The 15,566-nt window shown below is 51.5% G+C and carries 13 protein-coding genes and 1 tRNA gene; 12 read left to right on the top strand and 2 right to left on the bottom strand.

Annotated elements, in window-relative coordinates; genetic code table 11:
- The first annotated feature begins 45 nt into the window (after positions 1-45).
- Both IP581_RS20520 and IP581_RS20515 read left to right on the top strand, forming a co-directional pair.
- Entirely contained in the window at positions 46-567 is a 522-nt protein-coding gene (locus IP581_RS20520) for a CS1 type fimbrial major subunit (RefSeq protein ID WP_193821265.1), read from the top strand.
- Positions 568-608: 41 nt separating this feature from the next.
- A complete protein-coding gene (locus IP581_RS20515; RefSeq protein WP_228007793.1) occupies positions 609-3,023 on the top strand; it encodes a TcfC E-set like domain-containing protein in 2,415 nt (804 codons plus the stop codon).
- A 15-nt stretch (positions 3,024-3,038) separates the two neighbouring features.
- Here IP581_RS20515 and IP581_RS20510 read toward each other — a convergent pair whose 3' ends face one another.
- On the bottom strand, positions 3,039-3,278 hold the full coding sequence (locus IP581_RS20510) for a hypothetical protein (protein ID WP_193821264.1): 240 nt from the start codon (positions 3,276-3,278) through the stop codon (positions 3,039-3,041).
- Between the two features lie 208 nt (positions 3,279-3,486).
- Here IP581_RS20510 and IP581_RS20505 point away from each other — a divergent pair, with 208 nt between their 5' ends.
- The 3 genes from IP581_RS20505 to IP581_RS20495 all read left to right on the top strand — a co-directional run bounded on the left by IP581_RS20505 (position 3,487) and on the right by IP581_RS20495 (position 6,873).
- Positions 3,487-4,269 carry a hypothetical protein gene (locus IP581_RS20505; protein ID WP_228007792.1) on the top strand — a complete coding sequence of 261 codons (783 nt, stop codon included), beginning with the start codon at positions 3,487-3,489 and terminating at the stop codon, positions 4,267-4,269.
- Between the two features lie 108 nt (positions 4,270-4,377).
- Positions 4,378-5,571 carry a hypothetical protein gene (locus IP581_RS20500; RefSeq protein ID WP_228007791.1) on the top strand — a complete coding sequence of 398 codons (1,194 nt, stop codon included), beginning with the start codon at positions 4,378-4,380 and terminating at the stop codon, positions 5,569-5,571.
- Between the two features lie 57 nt (positions 5,572-5,628).
- On the top strand, positions 5,629-6,873 hold the full coding sequence (locus IP581_RS20495; protein ID WP_228007790.1) for a hypothetical protein: 1,245 nt from the start codon (positions 5,629-5,631) through the stop codon (positions 6,871-6,873).
- Positions 6,874-6,917: 44 nt separating this feature from the next.
- Here IP581_RS20495 and argG read toward each other — a convergent pair whose 3' ends face one another.
- On the bottom strand, positions 6,918-8,264 hold the full coding sequence (gene argG, locus IP581_RS20490; RefSeq protein ID WP_017457351.1) for an argininosuccinate synthase: 1,347 nt from the start codon (positions 8,262-8,264) through the stop codon (positions 6,918-6,920).
- Positions 8,265-8,642: 378 nt separating this feature from the next.
- Between argG and IP581_RS20485 the strand changes: the two genes are divergently transcribed.
- The 7 genes from IP581_RS20485 to rpsO all read left to right on the top strand — a co-directional run bounded on the left by IP581_RS20485 (position 8,643) and on the right by rpsO (position 15,533).
- Positions 8,643-8,719 (top strand) — tRNA-Met (locus tag IP581_RS20485).
- A 208-nt stretch (positions 8,720-8,927) separates the two neighbouring features.
- A complete protein-coding gene (gene rimP, locus IP581_RS20480; protein ID WP_065370654.1) occupies positions 8,928-9,380 on the top strand; it encodes a ribosome maturation factor RimP in 453 nt (150 codons plus the stop codon).
- A gap of 29 nt (positions 9,381-9,409) precedes the next feature.
- Complete coding sequence (gene nusA, locus IP581_RS20475; protein ID WP_086870109.1) at positions 9,410-10,897, top strand: transcription termination factor NusA; 1,488 nt, start codon at positions 9,410-9,412, stop codon at positions 10,895-10,897.
- A gap of 24 nt (positions 10,898-10,921) precedes the next feature.
- Positions 10,922-13,636: a translation initiation factor IF-2 gene (gene infB / locus IP581_RS20470; RefSeq protein ID WP_086870111.1), complete on the top strand. Its 2,715-nt coding sequence runs from the start codon at positions 10,922-10,924 to the stop codon at positions 13,634-13,636.
- 132 nt (positions 13,637-13,768) lie between these two features.
- Positions 13,769-14,170: a 30S ribosome-binding factor RbfA gene (rbfA, locus tag IP581_RS20465; protein ID WP_017457355.1), complete on the top strand. Its 402-nt coding sequence runs from the start codon at positions 13,769-13,771 to the stop codon at positions 14,168-14,170.
- Entirely contained in the window at positions 14,170-15,117 is a 948-nt protein-coding gene (truB, locus tag IP581_RS20460) for a tRNA pseudouridine(55) synthase TruB (RefSeq protein WP_193821263.1), read from the top strand. The genes rbfA and truB overlap by 1 nt, the downstream gene beginning before the upstream one ends.
- Before the next feature lie 146 nt (positions 15,118-15,263).
- Positions 15,264-15,533 carry a 30S ribosomal protein S15 gene (rpsO, locus tag IP581_RS20455; protein ID WP_017457357.1) on the top strand — a complete coding sequence of 90 codons (270 nt, stop codon included), beginning with the start codon at positions 15,264-15,266 and terminating at the stop codon, positions 15,531-15,533.
- Positions 15,534-15,566 lie beyond the last annotated feature (33 nt).

Raw genomic sequence — 15,566 nt, 5'->3', positions numbered from 1 at the left:
TTGTAAATAAGCAGAGTTATACTCTTTAAATTGAAAGGATTGACCATGTTGACTAATAAAATTGCAAAAGCTTGTCTTTTTGGTGGTGCGCTGTCTTTGTCCGTATTAGGCAGTTCAATGGCGATGGCAGCCAACCAGCAAAGTTATAACATTGACGTATATGCGCATGTCCCAAGCGACGATTTCCAAATCGAACCTGTTGAAAGCGGCTGGATTAATCAGGCTCAAGAAATTGAATATGATATCACCACGTCCAAATTAAAAGCTTTTGAAAAACAGTTCCAATATAAGAACGTTTCAGGTGGCATTCAGGCAACACTGATGAATACCGATGCTAACGGCAAAGCTATCTTATCAAATGGTACAGATACTATTCCGCTGAAAGTGGAATTCAATGGCGTTGAACTGGATAATTCAGCGAAAACCGTTGTCGATGCTACCGCTGCAAGTGCAGGTGGTCGTACTACGCTGCGTATTAGCCAGGATGATACGCAACCTCTTACTGTTGAAGGTGATTTTACCGGCCAGGTGGCGATGATTTTTGAAGAAGCAGTTACAACGCCTTAATTTCTTAAGCCCGTTTATAATTTAAAAATCATCTATATATTATGAAAATATCATTAATATTCCTGGCCGCAGTTCCTTTCATTGTTTCGGCTGGTGATATGCAACTTGCTGCAAATATGAAAGGGCTGCCAGAGGATTTTAAGCGGTATTTTTATAATTCTGAAGTTGTCGTTCAGGTATATCTGAACGACAACTATATTTTCGATGCCAGTGCTTCCCTGAGTGAAAATGGGGAAATAAAACTGCTGAGAATTATTGATGAACAGCCGAATAGCGATCACGCGACAAATGCCATTTGGTCTGATGTTCTTCAGAAAGGCGTGTCGGCAGGAAAATGCACCTTATCATGTCCGTCCGGGCTGATGCAGGTTGACTATTCACTGGATAACTCTGCGCTAAAACTCTATACCGCCAATTATGAAACCAGCCAGGTCGTCAGTAATTATCTGTCAGTTCCTGATGATACACCGGCAGGGTTAATTATGAGCAACAGCGTTTCGTTATCCGAAGCTGCCTCCATGCGTAGTTGGGGGATTAACTCATCTTTAACATCTTCGCTGGGGGGCTGGAGCCAACAAGTGGCGTTCCAGTCTACAGGCACCGAAGGTGAATACCATTATAACAACTACAGCATTTACCAACTCTTCACACAAAAAGAGCTGAAGGGGAGCTTTTTCCGTCTGGGATTGTTTACCCCCGATAGCGATAACGGCAACGTGCAGACCTCAGGTTTTGGCAACGACACTGTCGTTGGCGGTATGTGGGGAACATCCGATGCTTTGCTGGCAACAACCGACAGTGTGAGCGCCTGGCCCGTCTACGTAACAGGGCGTAATCAGTCTATTGCAGAAGTCTGGCGAAATGGGCAAATGATTCGCACCCAGCAACTTCAGCCAGGCATACAAGCGTTGGATACTCGTCCACTGCCTCTCGGTATTTATGATATTACGATCAAAGTTATTGAAAATGGTCAGGTTATCGATACACAAGAAGCGCAAATTTTTAAGGCTCAGGGCTGGAATAATCCCGATAAACGCTGGCGGATGAATTTATGGGGCGGGCAACGTCGCACTCTGGGAAGTGGGGATTTAAGCGTTGTTGATAGTAATCCTTTTACTGCCGGCGCAGGGGTGGAGTTACTGGTTAATCCGCGGGCTACTGTTGGGTTCTCTGGCGCTATTACTGAAAAAGAGCAGCACTTGCGCACGCGAACCAATATTACACTTTCGCAAAACGATCGCTTTTTTGCGCAATACACGCTTGGCAGCTCGCAATATCAAGCTAATCAGGACACGGATATTCGCTATTACCGCAATTTGTATGCCGGTGGTTCAGCCAGTCTTTACTGGCGTTCAACGCTTAGCGATGTTTATGGGCACCGTGTTCGTACCCGCCAGACAGGCCAGACATGGGGCGCTTCTTTGTCATCACGTTTGCCGAGGGCTTCTTCGCTGATTTTCAATGCGCAATATATTGATACGCCATGGCGCAAAGGGGCGGCAGCGGATGTGTCGTTAAGTACGCAAACGCGTTTTTTAGACCGTGATACCAGTTTACGAATGAGCGCCTACGACCGCCCGGCATTTGATAATAATCGCCGCGATAGGGGTATCTCTTTTAGCGTGTCGATCGCTTTGTCTCCGGCTGCCGAGCATTCGGTTTCGTTTAGCACCGGTCTGGAACAGGATCAAAGTTTTTCCAGCTTGCAATATCAATGGGAACCGACGGAGAAAAATACGCTGCGTAATTTGGGCGCCGGAGTTTCCTGGAATGCAGGAGATACGGTTCTTAATGGCAATGGTGCAGTGGATACGCCATGGGTGAACGGTAATTTCTACGCACAACATGGTATGCGGAGCAAAACCAGTACCGCTGGCGCTAACCTGAGCCAGGTGCTGGTCATGGGCGGCGGAAAGATTGCCTCCGTCAACGGTGATAACAGCGGTATGCAGTCTGCGGTAATTGTTGATATGGACGCGGATGATAAAAATACCCGCATCCAGGCAACCGGCAGCATGAGTGAACTCAGCCTGAAGCCGGGACGAAATATTCTGCCAGCGGAATTATGGAAAAAGAGCGATATCCAGTTTAGCGCCCGTGGTGGCGACAGTGTGCAAGTTTTCCCGGAACGCCAGAGCATCCAAATGAACCGTGGTAGCGTTCAGTATTTGAATATCAAAACGGTGAAGACCTTTACCTTGATCGGCATGCTGCAAGATGAACAGGGGCAGGCCATCAGGAACCGTTATGTTAAAAGCGATGTCACCGGTGCCATGGTCAACGCAGAAGGCGTATTAACGCTGGACACCGGTACCACGAACCGCCATTTAACGGTTTCGGCAGAAAATGGGCAGCCTGAACTTCTGTGCGAAATTCCGTCCGGGCTGGAACCCAATAAGAAGGTGCAGTTTATCAGCGCCATTCAATGCCAGCGCGCTGATTCACCCGAGAAATAATATGTCTATGCAACGTCAGATAATGCGCATGGCTTTATCCGCCATATTCTGCGTGATCAGTTTCTGCGCAACTGCGGCTGAAATGAATATCACCGCCAGTTTTACCCCGTCGGCAACCAATCCGGAAAACAGCGCATTCACTAATACCACGCCGCTATCCGGATATTGTGCGACCTGGCCGCAGTATTGCCCTGCAGGAGTATGGGGGATTGCACTGCCGTTAGAACTGCGTTTGAAAAGGCCGATTGTGGCCAATGATGTCCCGAGAAATAACCCTTACTTCGGACTGAGTAATAAATCCAGGAGCATACCCGTTGTCAATCAAACTACCGGCGAAACTTCGCAAGTGACTTTTCGGGTCAGTGGCTTCAGTGCGACCTATTCACTGGCAGGTAATGATCAAAGTTGGCTGGGGGGATCATTTGGGTACCCGAATGCACCTTGTCAGAGAGGGGGATCCCTTGTGGGAACCTCCCAATGGACTGCATTTGTTTGGGCAGTCACACCAGCCGATGGTGCCTGCTACAAAGTTAGTACTATTGACCGGACAGAACCCTCCCGCTTCTACGACATGAGTATTGCCTACGAACTGGAAACGCCGGACCCGCTGAAAATGAGCTCCGGCGTGTACAAAGGCACCGCATCACTGACCGTTGGCCCCGGGGGCAATATCGATTTTGGCGATGTGTATGAAGCCAGCGATACCATGCTGAACATTAATTTCACGCTGACAGTAACCCACGAACTGAAACTCACCCCGGCAGCCGGTGCGCAGACGGTTGCCCAGCAACCCTGTCCGGCGGGGAAAATCTGCTCGGAAGATGAAGGGGAGGCCAACTGGGAACGCTGGATGGTTTCCCGTGTGACGCCGCAACTGACCGGGCGCAGCGCGTTCACCCTTTCCAGTTCCGGTGGTTTCACGGTGTTTATGGACTGTGCTGACCGCGTCGGTAATGAGTGCGCGCTCACCAGTGATAACAGCGCGCAGCGGGTGCCGATGCGTGTGGCGTTAAACCTGCCGGATAACGTGATTGATTCGCAGACAGGTTCAACCGTCACCGGCAGACCACTGCTGATTGGCAAATCCGAGGGGCAGAACTACTTCACTGCCAAAACCTATGGCGCGGATAAACCCGGCAGCATCGATTTTCTGGTGCGCCAGAAGGATGTGGACACCATGCTGGCCACCCGGCCGGACACCTGGCGCGGTGCGGTCACCGTTATTTTTGATCCGAATATTTATTGAGTTACCGATCCCGTGAAAATAATGAATCTTCAAGGTCCGCGTGTGGTTGCTGGGATGATGACCGCCTGCTTGCTCCTCGTTACAAGCTTCTTTTCCCCGGCAGCCACGATGGAGATTACGGCAGAATTTGTGCCCTCAATGGCGCATCCGGAAAACAACACCTTTACCAACACCACGCCGCAAAGTGGATATTGTGTAAGTTTTCCAGGGGAATGCGCAGGTTCAGGGCTGGTCAGTATCAACATGGGAAATATCACCGTCTCTCTTGCAACGGCAGGGTTTACGGCGAATTCCGATCCCAGAATGGGGATGTATTTTAAAATGCCAGGTGCAATGCGCAATATCACAGTGGTGAACCAGCAAACGGGTTCCTCCGTCACGCTCGGCTTCCGGGTTAATGCGTTTGCCGCCAGGTATCGAACCCGGACAGGCTGGGTTCTTTCTGATCATCAAAACACATGGAATGGCAGTAGTTTTGTTAACGCCCCTGCGCCCTGCGGTTATTCCGGAGTGGGGAATTATTCCGATACATGGTATAGGTTTATGTGGAAATGGCCGGTCAGTGATGCGGCCTGCTATAAAACAGCCCGGAAAGATCTGACGGGCGAGCCTTACTTGATAGAAGAAACCAGCATCGGGTATGAACTCATCACCCCCGATCCGCTGAAAATGGCGTCCGGAATCTATACCGGCACCTTGTCCCTGAATGTGGGACCGGGTGGTGATATTGATTTCGGTGATAATTTCACCGCCAGCGATAATAACCTGACCTTAAACTTTACCCTCACTGTCAACCACGAACTGAAACTCACCCCGGCAGCCGGTGCGCAGACGGTTGCCCTGCAACCCTGCCCGGCGGGGAAAATCTGCTCGGAAGATGAAGGGGAGGCTAACTGGGAACGCTGGATGGTTTCCCGCGTGACGCCGCAACTGACCGGGCGCAGCGCGTTCACCCTTTCCAGTTCCGGTGGCTTCACGGTTTTCCTGGACTGTGCCGAGCGTGTCGGTGACGAGTGTGCGCTTACCAGCGATAACAGCGGGCAGCGGGTGCCGATGCGTGTGTCGGTAAACCTGCCGGATAACGTGATTGATACGCAGACTGGTTCAACGGTGACCGGCAGACCACTGCTGATTGGCAAATCCGAGGGGCAGAACTACTTCACTGCCAAAACCTATGGCGCGGATAAACCCGGCAGCATCGATTTTCTGGTGCGCCAGAAGGATGTGGACACCATGCTGGCCACCCGGCCGGATACGTATCGCGGTGCGGTCACCGTCATTTTTGACCCGAATATTTATTGAGTTACTGATCCCGTGAAAATAATGAATCCTCAGCTTCCTCGTATGCTTGCAGGGGTGATGACCATCAGCCTGCTCCTTTTAAGCTTTTTTTCATCGGCAGTGACGATGGATATCAGCGCCTCGTTTTCACCTTCATTAACCAACCCGGAGAATGTGGTTTTTACCGATACAACACCACAGAGTGGTTTTTGCGCGACCTGGCCAACATATTGCGGCAATGGCGAAAGAAGTCTCGCAACGGGGCTGATATTAACACCGCAAAAAGGGTTGACGACTACCGATACCCCGCAGGATAGCCTGTACTTCAAGTGGCCATCATCATTCCAGGATGTTGAAGTAACAAACGTTGAAAATGGTACCAGAGCTATTGTCCGTTTTCGCGTGAGCAGCTTCAGTGGTCGATATGATGCCAACAGCGATTATGGTGTCTATGATTGGGGGGAAAGCGGGTGGGCATTTACTCTCACCGCTCTTGGTGGCTGTAATTCGCTAACTGCTGGTTGGTTGATCGGAAAAACGGCTGTAGCGTGGTTATGGGGGATTCCTGAAGGCGTTGGCGGTTGCTATCGTCTCTCTAGCGTTGACAGACCTGTTGGTAGCGCTAAATTTGTTAAACAAGTCAATACGTTAAGCTTTGGTTACACTATGGTTGCGCCTTCTCCATTAACGCTGACATCCGGCGAATACGTCGGGAAGGTGACTTATACTATCGGGCCCGGCGGTGATATCGATTTTGGTACTAACTTCCAGGCAAACGACAGTGTCCTTGAGATTAATTTCTCACTTTCTGTCAATCACGAATTGAAATTAACTCCGGCTGCGGGGGCGCAATCAGTCTCTTTACAGCCTTGTGCAACTGGCCGAGTTTGTTCAGAAGATGAGGGGGAGGCCAACTGGGAACGGTGGATGGTTACCCGGGTTACACCACAATTAACTGGGCGCAGTACTTTTTCTCTCTCCAGTTCCGGGGCATTTGCTGTGTATCTCAATTGCGCTGAGCAAGTGGGTACGGATTGTGCGTTAAAAAGTGATAACTCAGGACAGTTAGTGCCTGTGAAGACCTTACTAAGCCTTCCCGGTAATATTATTGATAGTGCTACTGGGTCATCGGTTACACGGAAAGCTCTCAGTGTTGGGAAAGAAACGGGCAACAACGTCTTTAATACGCAATCCTATGCGCAGGATGCTGCAGGTAGTATAGATTTTCTGGTGCGCCAGAAGGATGTGGACACTATGCTGGCCACCCGGCCGGATATTTATCGCGGTGCGATTACCGTTATTTTTGATCCGAACCTTTTTTAAGGAAAAGTTCGTGCCTGCAAAGCAGGCACGAAGATGAGCGGGACTTATTTCTTCTCGCCGTTTTCCAGGTTCTCTACCTGTGGCAGGCCGTTGCCGGCAGAGGTGGAAAGCAGGCCGGTTTGCACGTAGTTGAACAGCTTCTCACGGGTATCAGTGATATCCAGATTACGCATCGTCAACTGCCCGATACGATCGTCCGGCGAGAACACGGACTCGCCTTTTTCCATCGTCAGACGTTCTGCTTTGTAGGTCAGATTGTCGGAAACGGTATTCAGGATCGAGTAATCATTGCCGCGACGCAGTTCCAGCGTGACTTCACCAGTGATAGCACTCGCCACCCAACGTTGCAGCGAATCACGTAGCATCAGCGCTTGCGGATCGAACCAGCGACCCTGATAGAGTAAGCGACCAAGCTGACGACCATGGGCGTGATATTGCTCGATAGTGTCTTCATTGTGGATACCGGTCAGCAGACGTTCGTAAGCGATATGCAGCAGCGCCATCCCCGGGGCTTCGTAAATACCGCGGCTTTTCGCTTCGATAATACGGTTTTCAATCTGATCGCTCATGCCCAGACCGTGACGACCGCCGATGCGATTGGCTTCCAGCATCAGTTCAACATCATCAGTGAAGGTTTTACCGTTCAGCGCGACTGGATGACCACGCTCAAAACGTACGGTAACTTCTTCCGCCTGGATTTTTACATTCTCGTCCCAGAATTTAACCCCCATGATAGGGTTAACAATCTTCACGCTCGAGTTGAGGAACTCCAGATCTTTTGCTTCGTGCGTTGCGCCCAGCATGTTGGAGTCAGTCGAGTAGGCTTTTTCTGCCGACATTTTGTAATCGAAACCGGACGCGACCATGAACTCGGACATTTCCTGACGGCCACCTAACTCATCAATAAAGTCGGTATCCAGCCACGGTTTATAAATTTGCAGCTCGGCGTTAGTCAGCAGGCCGTAGCGATAAAAACGTTCGATATCATTGCCTTTATAAGTACTGCCATCGCCCCAGATATTCACACCGTCTTCTTTCATTGCCGCAACCAGCATCGTGCCGGTCACCGCGCGACCGAGCGGCGTAGTGTTAAAATAAGTCAGACCACCCGTCGTGTTATGAAAAGCGCCGCACTGGATGGCGGCAATGCCTTCGGCGACCAGCTGTTTACGGCAGTCGATCAGGCGAGCATTTTCCGCACCGTACTCTTTTGCACGACGGGGAATCGCGTCATAGTCATCCTCGTCCGGTTGACCCAGGTTCGCTGTGTATGCATAAGGAACCGCGCCTTTTTGGCGCATCCACAGCAGTGCAGCGCTGGTGTCCAGGCCGCCGGAGAAAGCGATGCCGATACGTTGACCTGCGGGAAGATGCTTGAGAATCGTCGTCATAAAAAAATCCCTGCTTGATAGACCGATGGTGAGAGACTTAACAGCCACGCCATACTCTTTGTGCCATCCGACCAGAACAATTAGTGAATGGTTATGCAAAATAAATGAGTTTTCATTTAATCATCTTTTGGCGATGACCGGAAGAGAAGAGTGCAATTTTCATTGCGATAGTGGTGAACGGTGCTGTTTACCTGTTCAGAAAGCATACGCAACAAAACTGCATACGCCAGGGCGCACAGGATGCTAACCTACTTCGGTTGACAGAACGGTTTGTTTATCAATATACTGCAGGCCGATTTTACGTCCCGTCTTCGGTACCAAATCCCAGCATTATTTGCAAATTTGCACTCAAGCGAGTAGAATTTGCCACGTTTCAGGCGCGGGGTGGAGCAGCCTGGTAGCTCGTCGGGCTCATAACCCGAAGGTCGTCGGTTCAAATCCGGCCCCCGCAACCACTTTCCCTAAGTGTTCTTTTTCAAATATACTATGAAGACTTAACGCCTTCGCAGCTGGATTTGAAAAAAATACTCACGGAAGGTTCTCCAGGCCGCAGTTGCGGCTATAGGGTTCAGTTATTTAAAGCCCCGATTTATCGGGGTTTTTTGTTATCTGAGTACGAAATAACTGGGCTATACGCCCTTTTTTTATGTCTTGGGGGTGGACTTGTCCACATTAGAGCAAAAATTAACAGAGATGATTACGGCGCCGGTTGAAGCACTGGGCTATGAACTGGTCGGCATCGAGTTTGTGCGCGGGCGCACATCTACACTGCGCATCTATATTGATAGTGAAGATGGCATCAATGTTGATGATTGCGCTGATGTCAGCCACCAGGTCAGTGCGGTACTGGATGTTGAAGATCCAATTACCGTGGCTTACAACCTGGAGGTTTCCTCACCAGGTCTTGATCGTCCTTTGTTTACGGCTGAGCACTATGCGCGCTTTAAGGGCGACGAAGTCTCGCTGGTTCTGCGTATGGCGGTTCAAAACCGTCGTAAATGGCAGGGCATCATTAAAGATGTCGATGGCGAGATGATCACCGTTACGGTCGAAGGTAAAGATGAAGTGTTCGCATTGAGCAATATTCAAAAAGCGAACCTGGTCCCCCACTTTTAACAGTCTGGATTTGAGGTGAAAGGCCCCCGATGAACAAAGAAATTTTGGCTGTTGTTGAAGCTGTTTCTAACGAAAAGTCGCTTCCGCGTGAAAAAATCTTTGAAGCGCTGGAAAGTGCTCTGGCTACAGCAACCAAGAAAAAATATGAACAAGAGATCGATGTTCGCGTAAGCATTGATCGTAAAAGCGGTGATTTCGACACGTTCCGTCGCTGGCTGATCGTGGAAGAAGTCACGCAGCCGACACGTGAAATCACCCTCGAAGCAGCGCGTTACGAAGATGAGAGCCTGAACCTCAACGACTACGTTGAAGATCAGATTGAATCCGTCACGTTTGACCGCATCACCACCCAGACCGCAAAACAGGTCATTGTACAGAAAGTACGTGAAGCTGAGCGCGCTATGGTGGTCGATCAGTTCCGCGAGCACGAAGGCGAAATCATCACCGGCGTGGTGAAGAAAGTGAACCGCGACAACATCACGCTGGATCTCGGCAACAACGCTGAAGCCGTTATCCTGCGCGAAGATATGCTGCCGCGTGAAAACTTCCGTCCGGGCGACCGCATCCGCGGTGTGCTCTACGCTGTGCGCCCTGAAGCGCGCGGTGCGCAACTGTTCGTGACCCGTTCCAAACCGGAAATGCTGGTTGAACTGTTCCGCATTGAAGTGCCGGAAATCGGTGAAGAAGTTATCGAGATTAAAGCCGCAGCCCGCGATCCGGGTTCTCGCGCCAAAATCGCCGTGAAGACTAACGACAAGCGTATCGACCCGGTCGGTGCCTGCGTGGGTATGCGCGGTGCGCGTGTGCAAGCTGTTTCGACGGAACTTGGCGGTGAGCGTATTGATATCGTGCTGTGGGACGATAACCCGGCGCAGTTCGTTATCAACGCAATGGCACCGGCTGACGTTGCTTCTATCGTGGTGGATGAAGATAAACACACCATGGATATCGCCGTTGAGGCGGGCAACCTGGCGCAGGCTATCGGCCGTAATGGTCAGAACGTGCGCCTCGCGTCTCAGCTGAGCGGCTGGGAACTCAACGTTATGACCGTTGAGGATCTGCAGTCCAAGCATCAGGCTGAGGCTCATGCCGCGATTGATACCTTCACCCGTTACCTGGACATTGACGAAGATTTCGCCACCGTTCTGGTCGAAGAAGGTTTCTCTACGCTGGAAGAACTGGCCTATGTGCCAATCAAAGAGCTGCTGGAAATCGATGGTCTGGATGAAGATACCGTCGAAGCCCTGCGTGATCGTGCGAAAAACGCGCTGACCACTCTGGCACTGGCGCAGGAAGAAAGCCTCGGTAATAAAGAACCGGCTGAAGACCTGCTTAACCTGGAAGGTCTGGATCGCGCACTGGCTTTCAAACTGGCTGCTCGTGGTGTTTGTACGCTGGAAGACCTCGCTGAACAAGGTGTGGATGACCTGAGCGATATCGAAGGGTTAACCGATGAGAAAGCAGGTGAGCTCATCATGGCCGCACGTAATATTTGCTGGTTTGGCGACGAAGCGTAATAAACTGTAGCAGGAAGGAACAGCATGACAGATGTAACCGTAAAAACGCTGGCCGCTGAGATTCAAACCTCTGTGGACCGCCTGGTACAGCAATTTGCTGATGCAGGGATCCGCAAGTCCGCTGAAGACTCAGTGACGGCACAAGAAAAGCAGACGCTGTTAGCGCATTTGAACCGTGAACATGGTTCTACGCCTGACAAGCTGACTCTGCAGCGCAAGACGCGCAGTACATTAAGTATTCAGGGCACCGGTGGGAAAAGTAAATCGGTGCAGATCGAAGTCCGTAAAAAACGCACCTTTGTAAAACGCGATCCACAAGAGGCTGAACGTCTCGCTGCGGAAGAAGAGGCGATGCGTGAAGCGGAAGAGAAGGCCCGTCGTGAAGCAGAGGAAGCCGCTGAGCGCGAAGCCGAGGACAAAGCCAAACGTGATGCTGAAGCTCGAGCGAAACGTGAAGCTGATGAAAAGGCTAAACGCGAAAATGCTGAAAATGCAAAACGCGAAGCTGCGGAAAATAGCAAAGTGAGCAACCAACAATCTGACGAAATGACCAGGACAGCCCAGGCGGAAAAAGCCCGCCGTGAATCCGAAGCGCAAGAACTCAAGCGCAAAGCGGAAGAAGAGGCTCGTCGTAAACTGGAAGAAAATGCGCGTCGCGTAGCGGAAGAAGCTCGTCGTATGGCTGAACAAAATGAAGCGAACTGGGCGGCTCCGGCAAGCGAAGAAGAAGAGACTACTGGCGACTACCATGTAACCACTTCCCAGCATGCCCGCCAGGCGGAAGATGATAACGATCGTGAAGTTGAAGGCGGTCGTGGTCGCAGCCGTACAGCGAAAGCTGCACGTCCGAAGAAAGGCAACAAACACGCTGAAAGCAAAGCTGACCGTGAAGAAGCGCGTGCTGCGGTTCGTGGTGGTAAAGGCGGTCGTCAGCGTAAAGGTTCTGCTCTGCAGCAGGGCTTCCAGAAGCCAGCACAAGCGGTTAACCGTGACGTCGTGATCGGCGAAACGCTGACCGTTGGCGAACTGGCTAACAAGATGGCGGTTAAAGGCTCTCAGGTCATCAAAGCGATGATGAAGCTGGGCGCAATGGCGACCATCAACCAGGTTATTGACCAGGAAACTGCGCAACTGGTTGCTGAAGAGATGGGCCATAAAGTTATCCTGCGTCGTGAAAACGAGCTGGAAGAAGCGGTAATGAGCGACCGTGACACAGGTGCTGCGGCAGAACCGCGCGCACCGGTTGTGACCATTATGGGTCACGTTGACCACGGTAAAACCTCTTTGCTGGACTACATTCGTTCAACGAAAGTGGCCTCTGGCGAAGCGGGCGGCATTACTCAGCACATTGGTGCTTACCACGTTGAAACTGACAACGGCATGATCACTTTCCTGGATACCCCTGGTCACGCCGCGTTTACCGCAATGCGTGCCCGTGGTGCTCAGGCAACGGATATCGTGGTTCTGGTTGTTGCTGCCGATGACGGCGTGATGCCGCAAACTATCGAAGCTATCCAGCACGCGAAAGCGGCGCAGGTGCCGGTCGTGGTTGCCGTGAACAAGATCGATAAGCCAGAAGCCGATCCGGATCGCGTTAAAAACGAACTCTCTCAGTACGGCATCATTCCGGAAGAGTGGGGCGGCGAAAGCCAGTTCGTTCACGTTTCCGCGAAAGCCGGTACCGGTATCGACGAGCTGCTGGATGCGATCTTGCTGCAAGCCGAAGTTCTGGAACTGAAAGCCGTACGTAAAGGTATGGCGAGCGGCGTGGTTATCGAATCCTTCCTGGATAAAGGTCGTGGTCCGGTGGCATCCGTGCTGGTGCGTGAAGGTACGCTGCATAAAGGCGATATCGTTCTGTGTGGCTTCGAATATGGCCGCGTGCGTGCAATGCGTGACGAACTGGGTCGCGAAGTAACAGAAGCTGGTCCGTCCATTCCGGTGGAAATCCTCGGTCTGTCCGGTGTTCCGGCTGCGGGTGATGAAGCGACGGTTGTGCGTGACGAGAAGAAAGCGCGTGAAGTGGCACTGTACCGTCAGGGCAAATTCCGCGAAGTTAAACTGGCGCGTCAGCAGAAATCCAAACTGGAAAACATGTTTGCCAACATGACCGAAGGCGAAGTTCACGAAGTGAACATCGTTCTGAAGGCCGACGTTCAGGGTTCTGTCGAAGCTATCTCCGATTCTCTGCTGAAACTGTCTACCGACGAAGTGAAAGTGAAGATCGTGGGTTCCGGCGTAGGTGGTATCACCGAAACCGACGCGACGCTGGCTGCGGCATCCAACGCGATTCTGGTTGGCTTTAACGTTCGTGCCGACGCTTCCGCGCGTCGCGTGATCGAAGCGGAAGGTCTGGATCTGCGTTACTACTCCGTCATCTATAACCTGATCGACGAAGTGAAAGCGGCGATGAGCGGTATGCTCTCTCCGGAACTGAAACAGCAGATCATCGGTCTGGCGGAAGTTCGCGATGTGTTCAAATCGCCGAAATTCGGTGCGATCGCCGGCTGTATGGTTACCGAAGGTGTGGTTAAACGTCACAACCCGATCCGCGTTCTGCGCGACAACGTGGTTATCTATGAAGGCGAGCTGGAATCCCTGCGTCGCTTCAAAGATGACGTCAACGAAGTCCGTAACGGTATGGAATGTGGTATCGGCGTTAAGAACTACAATGATGTACGTACCGGCGATATGATCGAAGTGTTCGAGATCATTGAGATCCAACGTACTATTGAGTAATTCGCTTCGCTTTTCGGCTGATTGCCAGCCGAAATGAAAAGTGGATGAACATTGCTGGCCGGGTAAGCGAAGCGCCTCCCGGCAAGAAATATTAAAAGGGGCTACGGCCCCTTTTTAGTCTGGAGAATTATTATGGCGAAAGAATTTGGTCGCCCGCAGCGCGTGGCTCAGGAACTGCAAAAAGAGATTGCGATTATCCTGCAGCGCGAAATTAAAGATCCGCGTCTGGGTATGATGACCACCGTTTCTGGTGTCGAAGTTTCCCGCGATCTGGCTTATGCCAAAGTGTTTGTTACCTTCCTTAACGATAAAGACGAAGCATCCGTGAAAGCGGGTATCAAAGCGTTGCAGGATGCCTCTGGCTTTATTCGCTCCCTGTTGGGTAAAGCGATGCGTTTGCGTATCGTGCCGGAACTGACGTTCTTCTACGATAACTCGTTGGTGGAAGGGATGCGCATGTCCAATCTGGTGACCAGTGTGGTGAAACACGATGACGAACGTCGTGTGAACCCGGACGACAGCAAGGAGGACTGATGAGTCGTCCTCGTCGTCGCGGTCGCGACGTGCATGGCGTTCTGCTGCTCGATAAACAGCAGGGCGCTTCCAGCAATGATGTGCTGCAAAAAGTTAAGCGTCTTTATAACGCCAACCGTGCCGGACACACCGGAGCGCTTGATCCGCTGGCGACCGGCATGCTGCCGATTTGCCTGGGGGAAGCGACAAAGTTCTCCCAATATCTACTGGATTCGGACAAACGTTATCGGGTGATTGCCCGCCTTGGGCAGCGTACCGATACGTCCGATGCGGATGGGCAAATCGTTGAAGAGCGTCCATTGACCTTCAGTGCCGAACAACTGGCGACTGCGCTGGACAGTTTTCGCGGTGATACGCAGCAAGTCCCGTCGATGTACTCTGCCCTGAAATATCAGGGAAAGAAGCTCTACGAGTATGCGCGTCAGGGCATTGAGGTTCCGCGTGAAGCCCGCCCGATTACGGTTTACGAACTGTTATTTATCCGCCATGAAGGCAATGAACTTGAGCTGGAAATTCACTGCTCGAAAGGGACTTACATCCGCACCATCATTGATGATTTGGGTGAGAAACTTGGCTGCGGCGCACATGTTATTTATCTGCGTCGCCTGGCGGTGAGCAAGTACCCTATCGAACGTATGGTAACGCTTGAGCAATTGCGTGAACGGGTTGAGCAGGCCGAACAGCAGGGTATCCCGGCGGCACAATTGCTGGATCCGTTATTGATGCCAATGGATAGCCCGGCGTCAGATTTCCCGGCGGTTAATATTCCGTCAGTCGTCGCGGCATACTTCAAAAATGGTCAGCCGGTCCGGGCATCCGATGCGCCAAAAACGGGGCTGGTGCGTGTCACAGAAGGTGATGATGCGACGTTCATTGGTATGGGCGAAATGGACGACGAAGGCCGTGTTGCGCCGCGTCGTCTGGTGGTCGAGTATCCTGCACAATGACGGGCTTACCTTGCGGGAAACCGTGACTACGAGTAGAATATTGCCGCTTAACGCCGGGCTATGTATTTAACATCACCCGGCGTTAATCCTGAGGCCGCTGAATTAGAGATCGGCGCCTTTTCATTTTTTTATCACTGGAGTTTAAAATGTCTCTAAGCGTTGAAGCTAAAGCAAAAATCGTTTCCGAGTTTGGTCGTGGTTCTAACGATAGCGGTTCTACCGAAGTTCAGGTTGCACTGCTGACTGCTCAGATCAACCACCTGCAGGGTCACTTTGCAGAGCACAAAAAAGATCACCACAGCCGTCGTGGTCTGCTGCGTATGGTTTCTCAGCGTCGTAAACTGCTCGACTATCTGAAACGTAAAGACGTTGCACGCTACACCGCGCTGATCGAGCGTCTGGGTCTGCGTCGCTAAGTCTGGCGAGTTTCAAGAAGGGGGCCTACAAGG

Origin of the sequence: Kosakonia pseudosacchari, assembly GCF_015167415.1 — a bacterium.
Lineage (GTDB): Bacteria > Pseudomonadota > Gammaproteobacteria > Enterobacterales > Enterobacteriaceae > Kosakonia > Kosakonia pseudosacchari.
Note: the sequence above shows the minus strand (reverse complement) of the source record. Positions and strands in the feature narration are given on the sequence as shown.